Raw genomic sequence first — 17,556 nt, forward strand, 5'->3', positions numbered from 1 at the left:
TCCCGAACATTTTCTTTATTAAGCAGGCATTGAGATGGTTGATGAATCCCAGGAGTCCGGATCCCAGGAAACAACGCACTTTGGCTTCCGTACCGTAGCTAAAGAGCAAAAGGTCGATATGGTGGCGAACGTGTTCCACTCTGTTGCGGCGAAATACGACGTAATGAACGACCTGATGTCTTTTGGTATCCACAGGTTGTGGAAACGCTACACGATAGATTGTAGCGGTGTGCGTCGTGGCCAGCGCGTGCTGGATCTTGCGGGCGGTACGGGCGATCTGACGGCGAAATTCTCTCGTCTGGTTGGTGAGACCGGTGAAGTTGTACTGGCCGATATTAACGATTCAATGCTGAAAATGGGTCGCGAAAAGCTGCGCAATATCGGCATTGTGGGGAACGTCAGATACGTGCAGGCTAACGCCGAAGCGTTGCCATTCCCGGACAACACCTTTGACTGCATCACCATCTCCTTTGGCCTGCGTAACGTCACGGATAAAGACGCCGCATTGCGCTCTATGTTCCGCGTGCTCAAACCCGGTGGCCGCCTGCTGGTGCTTGAGTTCTCCAAACCGGCTTTCGAGCCGTTGAACAAAGCCTACGACGCTTATTCCTTCCACATTCTGCCGCGCATCGGTGAAATGGTCGCTCAGGACGGCGAAAGCTATCGCTACCTGGCAGAATCCATTCGCATGCATCCGGACCAGGAAACGCTGAAAGGCATGATGGAAGAAGCCGGGTTTGAAAACACCACCTATTACAATATGACCGGTGGGATTGTCGCTCTGCACCGTGGCTATAAATTCTAACCAGGGAGCCGCGATGCCATTTATGTCGCTGATGACTGCTGGAATCGAAGGTGTGTTGAACACCTTCCTCTGGCGCGATCGTAGCCTGAAATCCGCGCGTCAACGCCTGCAGGGCAAGACGTTACGCGTTAGCCTGAAAGAGTTTTCAGCGCCGCTGGTGCTGGTGTTCAGTGAACAACAGCTGGACGTCCTGAGCCAGTGGGAAGGTGAGGCGGATTGTAGCGTCACAACCCATATCGGCGTGCTGCCGAAACTGCGCGATCGTCAGCAACTTACCGCCCTGATTCGCAGCGGTGAACTGGACGTGGCGGGTGACATTCAGGTTGTCCAAAATCTGGCATCGCTGATGGATCTCGCGGAGTTTGACCCTGCGGAACTGTTGGCTCCGTATATAGGCGATATTGCCTCTGAAGGAATCAGTAAGTTTGCGCGTCGAGGCGGAAAGCTGCTGAAAAAAGGATTGCTCCGTAATCAGCAGTATCTGGGGGAAGCGCTCACTGAAGAGTGGCGTGTTGCGCCGGGTTCGCTGGAAGTGGCCTGGTTCGCAGAGGAAACCGAAGCGCTGGCACGCTCGGTGGATGCACTCAGCAAACGGCTGGATAAGCTGGAGGGTAAATGACGCCAGGAGAAATTCGCCGCCTCTATTTCATTGTCCGTACCTTTCTGAGCTATGGCCTTGATGAACTGATTCCCAAAATGCGCATTACGCTGCCGTTACGTTTGTGGCGGCGCTGCCTTTTCTGGATGCCGAATCGTCACCGCGATAAGCCTTTGGGAGAACGTCTTCGCCTTGCACTGCAGGAGCTTGGACCCGTATGGATCAAGTTTGGTCAGATGCTTTCCACCCGTCGCGATCTGTTCCCACCGATCATTGCTGACCAACTGGCCATGCTGCAGGACAGAGTTGCGCCCTTTGACGGCACGCTGGCGAAAAAGCAGATTGAGCTGGCGATGGGCGGCATTCCCGTTGAAAGCTGGTTTGACGATTTTGATATCAAGCCTTTGGCCTCCGCCTCCATTGCTCAGGTGCATACCGCACGCCTGAAAGAGAGCGGCAAAGAGATCGTGATTAAGGTTATTCGACCTGACATCCTGCCGGTGATCAAAGCCGACATGAAGCTTATCTATCGTCTCGCCCGCTGGGTGCCGCGTTTGCTGCCGGATGGCCGGCGTCTCCGCCCGCTGGAAGTGGTGCGTGAATACGAAAAGACCTTGATAGATGAACTCAATTTGCTGCGTGAAGCGGCAAACGCCATCCAGCTGCGCCGTAACTTCGAAAATAGCCCAATGTTGTATGTGCCGGAGGTTTATTCGGATTACTGCAGCGAGAACATGATGGTGATGGAGCGGATTTACGGCGTTCCGGTCTCAGACACCGTGGCGCTCGAAGCTCAGGGCACCAACATGAAGCTGCTTGCCGAACGTGGCGTGCAGGTCTTCTTTACGCAGGTCTTCCGCGACAGCTTCTTCCATGCGGACATGCATCCCGGCAACATCTTCGTGAGCTACGATCATCCGGAAGATCCGCAATACATTGGTATCGACTGCGGTATCGTTGGCTCGCTGAACAAAGACGATAAGCGCTATCTGGCAGAAAACTTTATTGCCTTCTTTAACCGGGATTACCGCAAAGTAGCAGAGCTGCATGTGGATTCCGGCTGGGTGCCGGCAGATACGAATGTCGAAGAGTTCGAGTTTGCGATTCGCACCGTTTGTGAACCTATTTTTGAGAAGCCACTGGCGGAGATCTCCTTTGGCCATGTGCTGCTGAACCTGTTCAATACCGCGCGTCGTTTCAACATGGAAGTTCAGCCGCAGTTAGTTTTACTGCAGAAGACCCTTTTATACGTCGAAGGCGTCGGTAGGCAGCTTTATCCGCAGCTGGATCTGTGGAAAACGGCGAAACCTTTTCTGGAAAGCTGGATCAAAGATCAGGTTGGTATTCCTGCTCTGGTGCGCGCTTTCAAAGAAAAAGCACCTTTTTGGGTGGAAAAAATGCCGGAATTGCCGGAACTGGTGTACAACAGTTTGCGCCAGGGCAAGCAATTACAGCTTAGCGTTGATAAAATTCAGCGCGACCTGCAACTTCATCACGTGCGGCAGGGACAGTCGCGTTACCTGTTCGGCATTGGTGCCACGCTTATCTTGAGCGGGACACTGCTGTTGATCAACAAACCTGAGTGGGACTTTATGCCTGCCTGGTTGATGGCGGGGGGAATCGTTGTCTGGCTGATTGGCTGGCGGCGCTCTGCCTGAACTTTAATCGGAATTAACGGGTGATTGCCGTATAATAGCGGTTCTCATTGCCTTAACATCTTTATTCAGGAGTAGGTATGGGCATCAGTTGGCCACAATTGCTAATCATTGTTGTTATCGTTGTTTTATTGTTTGGCACCAAGAAGCTGGGTTCTTTAGGTTCAGACCTTGGCGCGTCTATTAAGGGCTTTAAGAAAGCCATGAGCGACGACGACAGCAAAGAGAAAGAAAATGGTGAGAAGGATGCTGATTTCACAGCCAAATCCCTCTCTGAAAAACCGAGCGACGTGAAAAAAGACGAAGCGAAAAGCAACGATAAAGAGCAGGTATAAACCGTGTTCGACATTGGTTTTGGCGAACTGCTGCTGGTGTTTGTGATTGGCCTGATTGTTCTGGGTCCACAGCGCTTACCGGTGGCGGTAAAAACAGTTGTTGGCTGGGTGCGCGCGCTGCGTTCTCTGGCTACCACGGTGCAGAACGAACTCGCTCAGGAACTGAAACTGCAGGAGCTGCAGGACAGCCTGAAAAAGGTCGAGAAAGCCAGTATGGATAATTTGACGCCAGAGCTTAAGGCGTCAATGGACGAACTGCGCCAGGCCGCCGAGTCGATGAAGCGTTCTTATACCCAGCACGATCCTGAAAAGAACAGCGACGAAGCGCATACCATCCATAACCCATTGGTGAAGGATGAGCAGCAAAGCCATGAAGGCGTCACGCCAGCCAATGCGGTACATCAGGCGGCCGCGCCTGATGCCGTACCGTCAGAGGCTGTGCCACCGGAGCAAGTGGCGGCCGAAAACGTCGTTGAACCAGCTGTCGAGGCTCAGGTGAAGCCGTTGCCCGAAGCTGTACCTGCTGTCACTCCAACGCAACCTCCAGGTGAAAAATCGTAACTATGGCTGTTGAAGATACCCAACCGCTCATTAGCCATCTGATCGAGCTGCGTAAGCGCCTGCTGAACAGCATGATCGCCGTGCTGGTGATTTTCCTGGCGCTGGTTTATTTCGCCAATGACATCTATCAGGTGGTTTCCGCGCCGCTGATCAAACATATGCCACTGGGCTCAACGATGATTGCGACTGACGTTGCGTCACCGTTCTTTACCCCTATAAAGTTAACTATTTACGTTTCGGTGTTCCTGGCCGCGCCGGTCATTCTGTATCAGATCTGGGCTTTTGTTGCCCCTGCACTGTACAAGCATGAGCGTAAGCTGGTGATGCCGCTTCTGTTCTCCAGCACGCTGCTTTTTTATATCGGCATTGCCTTTGCGTATTTTGTGGTCTTCCCGCTTGCCTTTGGCTTCCTGACAAAAACCGCGCCAATAGGGGTGGTTGTCTCGACAGATATCACGAAATATCTCGACTTTGTGATGTCGCTGTTCATGGCCTTTGGTGTGGCGTTTGAGGTACCCGTTGCCATTATCCTGCTGTGCTGGATGGGGGTGACGACGCCGGAATCATTGAAACAGAAGCGCCCTTATATTCTGGTCGGGGCTTTTGTTGTCGGTATGCTGTTAACGCCGCCGGATGTTTTCTCGCAAACCCTTCTGGCGGTGCCAATGTACTGCCTGTTTGAGGTTGGCGTCTTCTTCTCACGCTTCTACGTCGGCAAAGGGCGTAATGGCGATGAAGATGATGAACCTGAATCTGAAGAGACGCGCTCGGAAAAAGAGCAGTAATTAAATAACCGCCCTTAGGGGCGGTTGTCGTTTGGAGGGAGATATGTTTGATATTGGCGTTAATCTGACCAGTTCTCAATTCGCAAAAGATCACGAGGATGTGGTCGCTCGCGCATGGCAGGCTGGCCTGAGCGGCATGATGTTGACCGGTACTAACCTCCACGAAAGTGAGCAAGCATTGCTCATGGCGCAGCAATATGAAAACTGCTGGTCCACTGCCGGAGTGCATCCCCACGATGCCAGCCAGTGGAATGACGAAACTGCGGACGCCATACGCCGCTTAGCGGCGGCACCCCAGGTCGTGGCTATCGGTGAATGCGGGCTGGATTTTAACCGTAACTTCTCCACTCCGGCAGAGCAGGAACGTGCTTTCACCGCCCAGCTGGCGCTGGCCGCGGAGCTGATGATGCCGGTATTTTTGCACTGCCGGGATGCACACGAACGCTTTCTTGCGCTGCTTGACCCCTGGCTTGATCAGCTACCCGGCGTAGTGCTGCACTGCTTTACCGGAACTGAAGAAGAAGTCCGTGATTGCCTGCTGCGCGGGCTATTTATCGGCATTACCGGTTGGGTTTGCGATGAGCGCCGTGGCCTGGCATTAAGAGAGTTACTTCCGGTTATCCCCGCTCAGCAACTGCTGCTGGAAACCGATGCGCCCTATTTGTTGCCCCGGGATCTACAACCAAAACCTGCGTCCCGCCGCAACGAACCCTGTTATCTGCCCCATATCCTGAATAAGGTCGCCGAATGGCGCGGTGAAGACCCGGCCTGGCTTGCGCAGGTAACAGATGACAATGCTCGTCGGTTATTCCGACTGGGTTTTAATCAGGAGAAAGTTAAATGAGCTATGCATTTCCCGGTACGTTTCCTGGGCGCCGTATGCGCCGCGTACGTCGTCATGACTTCAGCCGTCGTCTTGTGGCTGAAAACCAGCTGACGGTAAACGACCTTATTTACCCTGTGTTTGTCATGGAAGGCCACAACCAGCAGCAGGAAGTGCCGTCAATGCCGGGTGTTTATCGTATGACTATCGATCAATTGCTGAAAGAAGCAGAGGCGGTCGCGAAACTGGGTGTACCGGTGCTCTCTTTGTTCCCGGTCATTGAAAGCGACGGGAAATCCCTGCATGCGGAAGAAGCCTATAACCCAAATGGCCTGGTACAGCGCGCTGTGCGTGCGCTGAAAGATGCTGTGCCTGAGCTTGGGTTGCTGACCGACGTTGCCCTTGACCCTTACACCACTCACGGGCAGGACGGAGTAATTGATGCTGATGGCTATGTGATAAACGACGTCACTCGCGAGATTCTGGTTCGTCAGGCACTTTCCCATGCTGAAGCCGGGGCCGAAATTGTCGCGCCTAGCGACATGATGGATGGCCGTATTGGCTCCATCCGGGATCAGTTAGAAGCTGATGGCTTTGTGAATACCCAGATCATGTCTTATGCCGCAAAATATGCTTCCTGCTACTACGGCCCGTTCCGGGATGCAATTGGCTCTTCCGGTAACCTGAAGGGCGGGAATAAAAAGACTTACCAGATGGATCCGGCTAACAGCGACGAAGCCTTGCAGGAAGTGGCGCAAGATCTACAGGAAGGGGCTGATATGGTGATGGTGAAGCCTGGGATGCCTTACCTCGACGTTGTGCGCCGTGTGAAAGACACCTTCGGGGTGCCCACCTTTGCCTACCAGGTATCCGGTGAATATGCCATGCATATGGCTGCGATTCAGAACGGCTGGCTGGCCGAAAAACCAGCCATTATGGAATCTTTGATGTGCTTTAAGCGTGCCGGCGCGGACGGCGTGCTGACGTACTTCTCAAAACGTGTTGCTCAATGGCTGCACGATGAGCAGATGCAGCGCTAGTTGCGATCAAGGAAGTAAGAGGCCAGCGCTTGCTGGCCTCTTTGCATTAAACCTTACGGAAGTCGGTATTCCTGATGCTTTGTTGTACCTGCTTGTTCAGTAAGTTCAGCAGCAACATCGAGCGGGCTTCGCCGTCAGGTTCAGCAAAGATGGCTTCTAACCCTTTGAAGGCACCTTCGGTAATCACTACGCTATCCCCGGGATACGGTGTTTCCGGGTCGGTAATATTCTCTATTTGGTAGTGCATCAGCTCATGAATCACTGTTTCCGGAACCGTTGCTGGCTGCACACCGAAGCGAACAAAGTGGCTGACGCCGCGGGTGGAATGCACCGTGGTGGTATGGATCGATTCCGGATCGAACTCGACGAACAGATAATTAGGGAACAGAGGCTCGATGACCGCAGTTCTTTTGCCACGCACCATTTTTTCCAGCGTGATCATTGGCGTAAGGCAATTGACTTCCTGGCGCTCAAGATGCTCTTTGGCGCGCAGTAATTGGCCACGTTTACAGTAAAGAAGATACCAGGATTGCATAATTTCTCTTTTCGCCCGCTTAAGCGCGTCAGAATAGCAAAACGTCCTTCGCAGAGATACTCAGCTTCAGTATAACCTGTCCGGGCGCGGCCGCAGGAGGCCAGTTTCACGCTAATTTAACAAAAATACAGCATGGCGGCGGTGAAGTCCGTATAATGATGGCAAAATCCGACGTCACGATAAATTGCATGAAATACCACGACCTACGCGAATTTCTTGCGCTGCTTGAGCAGCAGGGCGAACTCAAACGTATCGCATTGCCTGTCGATCCGAATCTGGAAATGACTGAAATTGCCGATCGCACGCTGCGAGCTGGCGGCCCGGCTCTGCTGTTTGAAAACCCGAAAGGCTACAGCATGCCGGTGCTGTGTAACCTGTTCGGGACGCCGAAACGCGTAGCGATGGGGATGGGGCAGGAAGACGTTACTGCTTTACGTGAAGTCGGGAAACTACTGGCGTTCCTCAAAGAACCTGAGCCGCCAAAAGGTTTCCGCGATCTGTTTGATAAGCTGCCACAGTTCAAACAAGTTCTGAATATGCCGACGAAACGTCTGCGGAATGCACCTTGCCAGGAACAGATTTGGGAAGGGGATGAAGTCGATCTTAATCGTATTCCGATCATGCGCTGCTGGCCGGAAGACGTTGCCCCGCTCATTACCTGGGGGTTAACGGTCACCCGCGGCCCGCATAAAGAGCGGCAGAACTTGGGCATTTATCGGCAGCAGCTGATTGGCAAAAACAAGCTGATTATGCGCTGGTTATCTCACCGCGGCGGTGCGCTGGACTTCCAGGAGTGGTGTGAGGCGCACCCGGGTGAACGTTTCCCTGTTTCCGTGGCACTTGGCGCAGACCCTGCAACCATTCTTGGGGCGGTGACGCCGGTGCCTGATACGCTGTCCGAATATGCTTTTGCCGGGCTGCTGCGCGGGACCAAAACCGAGGTCGTGAAATGTATTTCCAACGATCTTGAAATTCCTGCAGGTGCGGAAATTGTGCTGGAAGGGTACATTGAGCCTGGTGAAATGGCGCCGGAAGGGCCGTATGGCGACCATACGGGGTACTACAACGAAGTGGATAGCTTCCCGGTCTTCACTGTGACCCATGTCACCCAGCGGCAGGACGCGATTTACCATTCAACCTACACTGGCCGCCCGCCGGATGAACCTGCAGTGCTAGGCGTGGCGCTTAATGAAGTGCTGGTGCCAATCCTGCAAAAGCAATTTCCGGAGATTATTGATTTCTATCTCCCGCCGGAAGGGTGTTCATACCGACTCGCGGTAGTGACAATCAAAAAACAGTATGCCGGGCATGCCAAGCGAGTGATGATGGGAGTCTGGTCGTTCCTGCGCCAGTTCATGTACACCAAGTTTGTTATCGTGTGCGACGACGACGTGAATGCGCGTGACTGGAACGATGTTATCTGGGCGATTACTACGCGCATGGATCCGTCCCGTGATACGGTGCTGGTGGATAACACGCCGATAGACTATCTGGATTTTGCCTCCCCGGTTTCCGGGCTGGGCTCTAAAATGGGACTGGACGCCACCAACAAATGGCCGGGCGAAACCCAGCGTGAATGGGGGCGCCCAATCAAGAAAGATGTTGAGGTATGCGCGCGTATTGATGCAATCTGGGATGAACTGGCTATTTTTGATAATGACAAAGGCGCCTGAGCGGCGACCTTTACGGTTTAGCATTATTGACCCGACAGAGGGGACGCATGACAACCTTAAGCTGTAAAGTGACCTCGGTAGAAGCGATAACCGACACGGTATATCGCGTTCGATTGCTGCCGGAAGGCGATTTCTCATTCCAGGCCGGGCAGTATTTGATGGTGGTGATGGATGAGCGGGATAAGCGCCCGTTCTCTATGGCTTCCACGCCGAGCGAGCGTGAGTTCATTGAGTTACATATTGGTGCCTCTGAGCTCAACCTCTACGCCATGGCGGTAATGGACCGTATTTTGAAAGAACAGGAAATTGTGGTTGATATGCCACACGGCGATGCGTGGCTGCGCGAAGATGAAGATCGTCCTCTTATCCTGATTGCCGGCGGCACAGGGTTCTCTTACGTTCGTTCGATTCTGCTGACGGCGCTGGCGCGTAACCCTGAGCGTGAAATTGCAATCTACTGGGGCGGCCGTGAAGAGAAGCATCTTTACGATCTGGCCGAACTGGAAGGGCTGAGCCTGCAACACCCTAATCTTCGCGTTGAAGCCGTGGTGGAGCAGCCGGAAGAGGGATGGCGCGGCCGCAGCGGGACGGTACTCACCGCCGTTATGCAGGATCACGCTTCACTGAGCGGGCACGATATTTATATCGCGGGCCGTTTCGAAATGGCGAAAATCGCCCGTGAGCTGTTCTGCAACGAGCGCGGGGCGCTGGTTGAGCACATGTTCGGCGACGCTTTCTCCTTTATTTAAAGCCGTTCCTCGTCAGAATAAGCCACCGCATCGTCGGTGGTTTTTTTATCTTTCAAATATAAAAAACCCGCCCCTGACAGGCGGGAAACACGGCAACTAAACTCAGTTTCGTTTTTTATTAAACGCGTTCAAATACGGTCGCGATGCCCTGACCAAGGCCAATACACATAGTCGCCAGGCCAAACTGCGCGTCGCGACGCTCCATCAGGTTGATAAGCGTGGTGCTGATACGAGAGCCTGAACAGCCCAACGGGTGGCCCAGCGCGATCGCGCCGCCGTTCAGGTTGATCTTCTCGTCGATCTTATCCATCAGGCCGAGATCTTTAATACACGGCAGGATCTGGGCGGCAAACGCTTCGTTCATCTCAAACAGGTCTATATCCTGGGCAGTCAGGCCCGCTTTTTTCAGCGCCAGTCGGGATGCCGGTACCGGGCCGTAACCCATGATGGACGGATCGCAGCCGACGACGGCCATCGAGCGAACGCGTGCGCGAATTTTCAGGCCCAGCTCTTTAGCACGGGTCTCGCTCATCAGTAGCATCGCGGATGCGCCATCGGAGAGTGCCGAAGATGTGCCCGCGGTGACGGTGCCGTTAACCGGATCAAAAGCAGGTTTCAGCGCCGCCAGGCCTTCAACCGTGGTTTCCGGGCGAATCACTTCATCGTAGTCGTAACGCTTCAGAACGCCGTCGGCATCGTGACCGCTGGTTGGCATAATTTCCGCTTTGAAGTGCCCGGCTTCTGTGGCGGCCCAGGCACGCTGATGGGAACGCGCGGCAAACTGATCCTGCATTTCACGGCTGATGCCGTGCAGGCGGGAGAGCATTTCAGCGGTCAGGCCCATCATTCCCGCGGCTTTTGCCACATTGCGGCTGAGGCCTGGATGGAAATCAATCCCGTGGGTCATCGGCACGTGGCCCATGTGTTCCACGCCGCCGATCAGGCAAGCATGTGCGTCCCCGGTTTGAATCATGCGTGCGGCATCGTGCAGCGCCTGCATGGAGGAACCACACAGACGGTTCACCGTGGTGGCAGGCACCGAATGAGGGATTTCCGCCAGAAGCGATGCGTTGCGGGCAATATTGAAACCCTGCTCAAGCGTCTGCTGGACGCAGCCCCAGTAAATATCGTCCAGCGCTGCGGCTTCGAGCGCCGGGTTACGGGACAGAATACTGCGCATCAGGTGCGCCGACAGATCCTCAGCGCGAACGTTGCGGAACGCGCCGCCTTTAGAGCGGCCCATCGGCGTACGGATGGCATCAACAATAACAACCTTTTCCATATTCACTCCTCAGGCGCTTTTCAGATCACTGGCCGGGCGGGCAGGCTCGACCGGGGGATAGTACGGCTCGTTGCGTGATGCTTTGGCCTTCAGGCCTTCAGGCACGACGTACAGCGGGCCGAGGTTTTGGTACTGCTGCGCCATATCGAAATACTTCGCGCTGCCCAACGTGTCCAGCCAGCGGAACGCGCCGCCGTGGAACGGAGGGAAACCGAGGCCGTAAACCAGCGCCATATCGGCTTCTGCCGGGCTGGCAATCACGCCTTCTTCAAGGCAGCGAACCACTTCGTTGACCATTGGGATCATCATGCGAGCGATAATTTCTTCCTCGCTGAAGCTGCGCTTAGGCTGACTCACGTCTGCCAGCAGGCTATCAACAGCTTCGTCCTGCTCTTTACGCGGTTTGCCTTTGCTGTCTTCTTTAAAGCGGTAGAAGCCCTGCTGGGTTTTCTGGCCGTAGCGGCCGGCATCAAACAGAACGTCGATCGCGTCACGGTAATCTTTGCTCATGCGCTGTGGGAAGCCTGCCGCCATGACCGCCTGTGCGTGATGGGCGGTATCAATCCCGACCACGTCCAGCAGGTAAGCCGGGCCCATTGGCCAGCCGAACTGCTTTTCCATCACCTTATCGATCTGACGGAAATCCGCGCCGTCGCGCAGCAGCTGGCTAAAGCCTGCAAAGTAGGGGAACAGCACGCGGTTGACGAAGAAGCCCGGGCAGTCATTGACCACGATAGGGGTTTTGCCCATCTTGCTTGCCCATGCCACAACTTTAGCCAGGGTTGCGTCTGAGGTTTTTTCTCCGCGAATGACTTCAACCAGCGGCATGCGATGCACCGGGTTGAAGAAGTGCATCCCACAGAAGTTTTCCGGGCGTTTCAGCCCGCTGGCCAGTTCGCTAATCGGGATGGTTGAGGTGTTGGAAGCCAGCACGGCATCAGGGCGAACCTTATCTTCGGTTTCTGCCAGCACCGCTTTTTTCACTTTCGGGTTTTCAACTACGGCTTCGACGACAACATCTACACGATCGAACCCGGCGTATTCCAGCGTTGGCTGAATAGTCGAAATAACCTGAGCCAGCTTCATGCCATCAATTTTGCCGCGCTCAAGCTGCTTGTTCAGCAGCTTACTGGCTTCATTAATGCCCAGCGCCAGCGACTTCTCGTTGATGTCTTTCATTAAGACCGGCACGCCTTTCCAGGCCGACTGATAGGCAATGCCGCCGCCCATAATACCCGCGCCGAGTACGGCCGCGTGTTCAGGCGTTTCGATATCTTTGGTAAGTTTTTTCGCCTTTGCTTTGACGAACTGATCGTTCAGGAAGATGCCAACCAGCGCGCGGGCTTCATTGGAACGAGCCAACGGCACAAAGCTTTGAGTTTCCAGCTTAAGGGCTTCATCGCGGCCAAGACCGGCGGCGGCTTCAATGGTTTTCACCGCGGTCATTGGCGCCGGGTAATGCTTCCCGGCAATTTGCGCCACCATGCCTTTAGCAATGGTGAAGCTCATCCCGGCTTCGATTTTGCTTAAGCGTAACGGCTCAAGTTTCGGGGCGCGTTTTGCCTGCCAGTCCAGTTCGCCTTTGATCGCCTGGCGGAGGACTGCCAGCGCGCCGTCGCGCAGTTTTTCGGTTTTTACCACCCCATCGACCAGGCCAAGTTTTTGCGCTTCTGCAGCGCTGACATCTTTACCTGCAGTGATGATTTCCAGCGCGCTATCGGCACCCAATAAACGCGGCAGGCGAACGGAACCGCCGAAGCCAGGCATAATGCCTAGCTTGGTTTCAGGCAGGCCAATACGGGCGTCCGGCGTTGCCAGGCGATAATCGGTTGCCAGCACGCATTCACATCCGCCGCCCAGCGCGTAACCATTCACCGCGGCGATGGTTGGGACGGGCAGATCTTCCAGGCGGTTAAACACGCTGTTTGCAAATTGTAGCCAGTGGGTCAGCTGTTCGGCAGGGACCAGGAACAGCGACAGGAATTCGGTAATGTCGGCGCCAACGATGAAGGCGGATTTGCTGGAGCTCAGCAGCAGGCCTTTGAGGTTCGGCTGTTTTTCAAGTACAGCCAACGCTTCGCCGAGGCTGGCGACGGTCGCCGTATCCAGCTTGTTGACGGAGCCGGGGGCATCAAAAACCAGTTCGGCGATGCCGTCTTCCAGCCAGTCGAGATGTAGGGTTTCACCTTGGTAGAGCATGTCAGTCTCCTGAATCCAGCAATGGGATCTGGTCGTACCAGATGAAGCGGAGTGTGGAATTGATGTTAATGAAATGCAAATTTCTCTTTAAATATTTGCAAACTCGATCACAGGCGGCGGAAATAACTCGGTGGTTTGTCCGGTATGCTAAGATGCGATGCGAACAGAGACAAAAACAGAAGGATAAATTATGGAATCACTGGCCGCGCTGTATAAAGATCATGTGGCAACGCTACAAGAGCGTACCCGCAACGTTCTGGCGCGTTTTAACCTTGATGCATTACTTATTCACTCCGGGGAGCTGTTCAACGTCTTCCTCGATGATCATGCCTATCCGTTTAAAGTAAATCCGCAGTTCAAGGCCTGGGTGCCGGTGACCCAGGTGCCTAACTGCTGGCTGCTGGTGGACGGCGTGAATAAGCCGAAGCTGTGGTTCTATCTGCCGGTGGATTACTGGCACAACGTGGAGCCACTGCCGGAATCCTTCTGGACAGATGATATTGACGTGATCGCGCTGCCAAAAGCCGACGGTATTGGCAGCCAGCTGCCTGCTGCACGTGGCAATATTGGCTATATTGGCCCGGTACCAGAACGTGCGTTGCAGCTGGATATCACGCCAGCCAACATCAACCCGAAAGGGGTTATCGACTATCTGCATTATTATCGCGCTTATAAAACGGACTACGAACTGTCCTGCATGCGCGAAGCACAGAAAACGGCAGTTGTCGGCCACCGCGCAGCGCACGAAGCCTTCCTGTCCGGCATGAGCGAGTTCGATATTAACATCGCTTACCTGACGGCCACCGGCCACCGCGATACCGATGTGCCGTATGGCAATATCGTGGCGCTTAATGAACATGCTTCGGTGCTGCACTACACTAAGCTGGATCACCGCGTACCTGCCGAAATTCGCAGCTTCCTGCTGGATGCTGGCGCAGAGTATAACGGCTATGCTGCCGACCTGACGCGTACCTGGACCACCCAAAGCGACAGCGATTTTGCCCACCTGATTAAAGACGTGAACGAAGAGCAACTGGCGCTGATCGACACCATGAAGTCCGGCGTGCGCTATACCGATTACCACATCCAGTTCCATCAGCGCCTGGCTAAGCTGTTGCGTCGCCACAAGCTGGTGAACGACATCAGTGAAGAGGCGATGATGGAAGCCGGGATCACTACCCCGTTCATGCCGCACGGCATCGGGCATCCGCTTGGGTTGCAGGTTCACGACGTCGCCGGGTTTATGCAGGACGATACCGGCACGCATCTGGCTGCACCTTCGCAACATCCTTACCTGCGCTGTACCCGCGTGCTGGAACCTCGCATGGTACTGACCATCGAGCCTGGTTTGTACTTTATCGAATCGCTGCTGGCACCGTGGCGTGAAGGGCAGTACAGCAAGCACTTTGACTGGAAGCGTATTGAAGCGCTGAAGCCGTTTGGCGGCATCCGCATTGAAGATAACGTGGTTATCTATGAAAACAGCCTCGAAAATATGACGCGTAACCTGAAGCTCGCGTAATGGAAAGCTGGCCAATCCCCGCTGAGCCCGTCACGGTCAGCGAGGAGATTAAGAAAAGCCGCTTTATTACCCTTGTGGCTCATACGGACGGGGTAATAGCGGCTAAAGCGTTTGTTGAGAAGGTCCGGGCCGAACACCCGGATGCCCGTCACCACTGCTGGGCGTGGGTTGCTGGCGCGCCCGATGACTCGCAGCAGTTAGGTTTCTCAGATGACGGCGAGCCTGCCGGCACAGCAGGGAAACCCATGCTTGCCCAGCTGATGGGGAAAGGTATTGGTGAAATCACTGCGGTGGTGGTGCGTTACTACGGTGGGGTGAAGCTGGGCACCGGTGGCCTGGTGAAAGCCTATGGCGGTGGCGTACAGCTGGCGTTAAACCAGCTTCCAACCGTGCTTAAAGTGCCGTTAACCGAATATACTTTGCAGTGCGACTATTCGCAGCTGGCGGGTGTGGAAGCGCTGCTCAAGCAAAGTGATGGCCTTATCGTGGAAAGCGACTTCCAGGTCATCGTTGCTATGCGCGTAGCGTTGCCGCAAACCCAGGTAGCTACTTTCAGCGCCAGGTTGAGTGATTTGAGCCGTGGTGCGTTGCATTTATTGCCGTTTGAACAATAATCCCACCTCGTTATTTATAGATATTTAAGGAAGCGGCTGAAATGCATTTTCGCGCCATTACCCGAATCGTTGGCCTGTTGGTTATCCTCTTTTCCGGAACCATGATCCTCCCCGGCTTAGTGGCTCTAATCTATCGAGACGGTGCCGGCCGCGCCTTTACCCAAACCTTTTTCGTTGCGCTGGCGATAGGCTCTTTGCTGTGGTGGCCGAATCGCCGTGAAAAAAGGGATCTCAAACCGAAGGAAGGCTTCCTGATTGTGGTCCTGTTCTGGACCGTGCTGGGCAGCGTGGGTGCGCTGCCGTTTGTCTTCGCCGAGCGGCCAAATCTCACCGTAACAGACGCCTTTTTTGAATCCTTTTCTGGCCTGACAACGACCGGGGCGACAACGCTGGTGGGGCTGGACTCTTTACCCCACGCGATTCTCTTCTATCGGCAGATGCTGCAATGGTTCGGCGGGATGGGGATCATCGTCCTGGCGGTGGCAATCCTGCCTATTCTTGGCGTCGGCGGGCTGCAGCTGTACCGGGCAGAAATGCCGGGGCCGCTAAAAGATAACAAAATGCGCCCGCGCATCGCTGAAACGGCAAAGACGCTTTGGCTTATTTATGTCCTGCTGACGATTGCCTGCGCGCTGGCGCTTTGGTTCGCGGGGATGCCAGCGTTTGACGCTATCGGACATAGCTTCTCGACGATTGCGATTGGTGGCTTCTCGACGCACGATGCCAGCGTGGGCTACTTCAATAGTCCAACCATCAACACCATCATCGCTATCTTCCTGCTGATTTCTGGCTGTAACTATAGCCTGCACTTTTCACTGCTGAGCGGGCGTAGCCTCAAGGTGTACTGGCGCGACCCGGAATTTCGGATGTTCATTGGCGTCCAGCTCTCGCTGGTTCTGGTCTGCACGCTGGTACTTTGGTTCCATAATACCTACCAGTCAGCATGGCAGACCTTGAACCAGGCTTTCTTCCAGGTCGTGTCGATGGCGACCACTGCGGGCTTTACCACGGACAGTATCGCTCGCTGGCCATTATTCTTGCCGGTTTTGCTGCTCTGTTCTGCTTTTATCGGCGGCTGTGCCGGGTCTACCGGTGGTGGCCTGAAAGTGATTCGAATCTTGTTGCTGTTTAAACAAGGCAACCGTGAGTTAAAGCGCCTGGTGCACCCGAATGCCGTTTACAGCATTAAGCTTGGGAATCGGGCCCTGCCGGAACGAATTCTTGAAGCCGTATGGGGATTCTTCTCTGCCTATGCGCTGGTGTTTATCGTCAGTATGCTGGCTATCATCGCGACCGGCGTCGATGACTTCTCTGCTTTTGCCTCTGTTGCTGCAACGCTTAATAACCTGGGCCCGGGCCTTGGCGTCGTTGCCGACAACTTTGCCAGCATGAATCCCGTGGCTAAATGGATCCTGATTGTGAATATGCTGTTTGGCCGCCTTGAAGTATTTACCCTGCTAGTACTGTTCACGCCTACTTTCTGGCGCGAGTAACCGGAGCCTGTGTGAAAACCTTAATTCTGTTTTCGACCCGAGATGGTCAAACTCGTGAGATTGCTTCTTATATCTCTTCTGAACTGAAAGAGCTGGGCGTGGAGAGTGATGTGATCAATCTTCATCGCTGCGAGGAAATTACCTGGGCTAATTACGACCGAGTGATCATTGGCGCTTCTATTCGTTACGGTCATTTTCATGCTGCCGTTGAGGCGTTCGTGAAAAAGTATCAGCTGCAGCTGAAGGAGCGCGCGAGTGCATTTTTCGCGGTCAACCTCGTTGCCCGTAAACCTGAAAAGCGCTCGCCGCAGACAAACCCTTATACCCGCAAGTTTTTGCTTAACTCGGTTTGGCAGCCCGACCATTGTGCCGTGTTTGCCGGTGCACTGCGTTATCCTCGTTATGGTTGGCTGGATCGCTTCATGATTCGCTTAATTATGAAAATGACCGATGGTGAAACCGATACAAGTAAAGAAGTGGTTTATACCGATTGGCCTCAGGTCGCCCGATTTGCCCGTGAAATTGCACAGTTAAGCACCAAATAGCGTTGTAAATAAGCGGGTTGGCGAAAAAGAATGCGGTCGGAAAGTTTTTTTAAATAAACGCTTGTCACCGCCGAAGAACTCCCTATAATGCGCCTCCACTGACACGGAACAACGGCTTGCAAAGCGGCGTGTCAGGCGGAGTGAAGCGAAAAATAAATGCTTGACTACGCAGCGGGAAAGCGTAATATGCACACCCCGCGCTACTGAGAAAGTAGCACTGCTCTTTAACAATTTATCAGACAATCTGTGTGGGCACTCGCAGGATTGATATCTCAGCATCTCCGGATGCAAACAAATATCAAGTCTTGAAGAGTGACTACTGATTTTATAAACAGTTTTAAT

The 17,556-nt window shown here is 54.1% G+C and carries 18 protein-coding genes; 14 read left to right on the top strand and 4 right to left on the bottom strand.

All coding sequences use genetic code 11. From position 1 onward, the window contains the following. The first annotated feature begins 34 nt into the window (after positions 1-34). The 8 genes from ubiE (at position 35) to hemB (ending at position 6,602) form a co-directional block, all read left to right on the top strand. Positions 35-805 carry a bifunctional demethylmenaquinone methyltransferase/2-methoxy-6-polyprenyl-1,4-benzoquinol methylase UbiE gene (gene ubiE / locus F3J29_RS21830; protein ID WP_008455469.1) on the top strand — a complete coding sequence of 257 codons (771 nt, stop codon included), beginning with the start codon at positions 35-37 and terminating at the stop codon, positions 803-805. Positions 806-818: 13 nt separating this feature from the next. Continuing rightward, the gene (gene ubiJ, locus F3J29_RS21835; protein WP_166869230.1) at positions 819-1,424 is read left to right on the top strand and encodes a ubiquinone biosynthesis protein UbiJ; all 606 of its coding nucleotides are present in this window, start codon (positions 819-821) and stop codon (positions 1,422-1,424) included. Next, entirely contained in the window at positions 1,421-3,061 is a 1,641-nt protein-coding gene (gene ubiB, locus F3J29_RS21840; protein WP_166869232.1) for a ubiquinone biosynthesis regulatory protein kinase UbiB, read from the top strand. The genes ubiJ and ubiB overlap by 4 nt, the downstream gene beginning before the upstream one ends. Before the next feature lie 77 nt (positions 3,062-3,138). Continuing rightward, positions 3,139-3,393 (top strand): twin-arginine translocase TatA/TatE family subunit, encoded by a 255-nt coding sequence (gene tatA, locus F3J29_RS21845; protein ID WP_039289241.1) that lies wholly within the window; start codon positions 3,139-3,141, stop codon positions 3,391-3,393. 3 nt (positions 3,394-3,396) lie between these two features. Continuing rightward, positions 3,397-3,954, top strand: coding sequence for a Sec-independent protein translocase protein TatB (gene tatB / locus F3J29_RS21850; RefSeq protein ID WP_166869234.1), 558 nt, complete (start codon positions 3,397-3,399; stop codon positions 3,952-3,954). 2 nt (positions 3,955-3,956) lie between these two features. Next, a complete protein-coding gene (tatC, locus tag F3J29_RS21855; RefSeq protein ID WP_008455457.1) occupies positions 3,957-4,739 on the top strand; it encodes a Sec-independent protein translocase subunit TatC in 783 nt (260 codons plus the stop codon). A 43-nt stretch (positions 4,740-4,782) separates the two neighbouring features. Continuing rightward, positions 4,783-5,583 (top strand): 3'-5' ssDNA/RNA exonuclease TatD, encoded by an 801-nt coding sequence (gene tatD / locus F3J29_RS21860; RefSeq protein WP_166869236.1) that lies wholly within the window; start codon positions 4,783-4,785, stop codon positions 5,581-5,583. Further along, positions 5,580-6,602: a porphobilinogen synthase gene (gene hemB, locus F3J29_RS21865; RefSeq protein ID WP_166869238.1), complete on the top strand. Its 1,023-nt coding sequence runs from the start codon at positions 5,580-5,582 to the stop codon at positions 6,600-6,602. The genes tatD and hemB overlap by 4 nt, the downstream gene beginning before the upstream one ends. A 46-nt stretch (positions 6,603-6,648) precedes the next feature. Here the strand turns inward: hemB and rfaH are convergent, their stop codons facing one another. After that, a complete protein-coding gene (gene rfaH, locus F3J29_RS21870) occupies positions 6,649-7,137 on the bottom strand; it encodes a transcription/translation regulatory transformer protein RfaH (RefSeq protein WP_166869239.1) in 489 nt (162 codons plus the stop codon). Positions 7,138-7,316: 179 nt separating this feature from the next. On the opposite strand from rfaH, the gene ubiD reads away from it, so the two are divergent. Next, positions 7,317-8,810 (top strand): 4-hydroxy-3-polyprenylbenzoate decarboxylase, encoded by a 1,494-nt coding sequence (ubiD, locus tag F3J29_RS21875; protein ID WP_166869257.1) that lies wholly within the window; start codon positions 7,317-7,319, stop codon positions 8,808-8,810. A gap of 47 nt (positions 8,811-8,857) precedes the next feature. Further along, on the top strand, positions 8,858-9,559 hold the full coding sequence (gene fre / locus F3J29_RS21880; RefSeq protein ID WP_166869241.1) for an NAD(P)H-flavin reductase: 702 nt from the start codon (positions 8,858-8,860) through the stop codon (positions 9,557-9,559). Between the two features lie 118 nt (positions 9,560-9,677). Here fre and fadA read toward each other — a convergent pair whose 3' ends face one another. Together fadA and fadB are read right to left on the bottom strand one after the other, a co-directional pair. Next, positions 9,678-10,841, bottom strand: a complete 1,164-nt coding sequence (gene fadA, locus F3J29_RS21885) for an acetyl-CoA C-acyltransferase FadA (protein ID WP_008455446.1) — start codon at positions 10,839-10,841, stop codon at positions 9,678-9,680. A gap of 9 nt (positions 10,842-10,850) precedes the next feature. Beyond that, complete coding sequence (fadB, locus tag F3J29_RS21890) at positions 10,851-13,040, bottom strand: fatty acid oxidation complex subunit alpha FadB (protein ID WP_166869243.1); 2,190 nt, start codon at positions 13,038-13,040, stop codon at positions 10,851-10,853. A gap of 190 nt (positions 13,041-13,230) precedes the next feature. Between fadB and pepQ the strand changes: the two genes are divergently transcribed. The 4 genes from pepQ to hemG are packed head-to-tail and all read left to right on the top strand — an operon-like array spanning position 13,231 to position 17,214. Next, positions 13,231-14,562 carry a Xaa-Pro dipeptidase gene (gene pepQ, locus F3J29_RS21895; protein ID WP_166869245.1) on the top strand — a complete coding sequence of 444 codons (1,332 nt, stop codon included), beginning with the start codon at positions 13,231-13,233 and terminating at the stop codon, positions 14,560-14,562. Beyond that, positions 14,562-15,176, top strand: coding sequence for an IMPACT family protein (locus F3J29_RS21900; RefSeq protein WP_166869247.1), 615 nt, complete (start codon positions 14,562-14,564; stop codon positions 15,174-15,176). The genes pepQ and F3J29_RS21900 overlap by 1 nt, the downstream gene beginning before the upstream one ends. A 41-nt stretch (positions 15,177-15,217) precedes the next feature. Then, positions 15,218-16,669, top strand: a complete 1,452-nt coding sequence (gene trkH, locus F3J29_RS21905) for a Trk system potassium transporter TrkH (protein ID WP_008455438.1) — start codon at positions 15,218-15,220, stop codon at positions 16,667-16,669. 11 nt (positions 16,670-16,680) lie between these two features. Beyond that, on the top strand, positions 16,681-17,214 hold the full coding sequence (gene hemG, locus F3J29_RS21910; RefSeq protein WP_166869249.1) for a menaquinone-dependent protoporphyrinogen IX dehydrogenase: 534 nt from the start codon (positions 16,681-16,683) through the stop codon (positions 17,212-17,214). Here the strand turns inward: hemG and F3J29_RS22675 are convergent. After that, the coding region (locus F3J29_RS22675; RefSeq protein WP_205246884.1) for a hypothetical protein at positions 17,200-17,556 on the bottom strand (357 nt) is incomplete at its 5' end. The two genes, hemG and F3J29_RS22675, sit on opposite strands and share 15 nt — an antisense overlap.

Source organism: Enterobacter sp. Cy-643 (genome assembly GCF_011752815.1).
Taxonomy (GTDB): domain Bacteria; phylum Pseudomonadota; class Gammaproteobacteria; order Enterobacterales; family Enterobacteriaceae; genus Cedecea.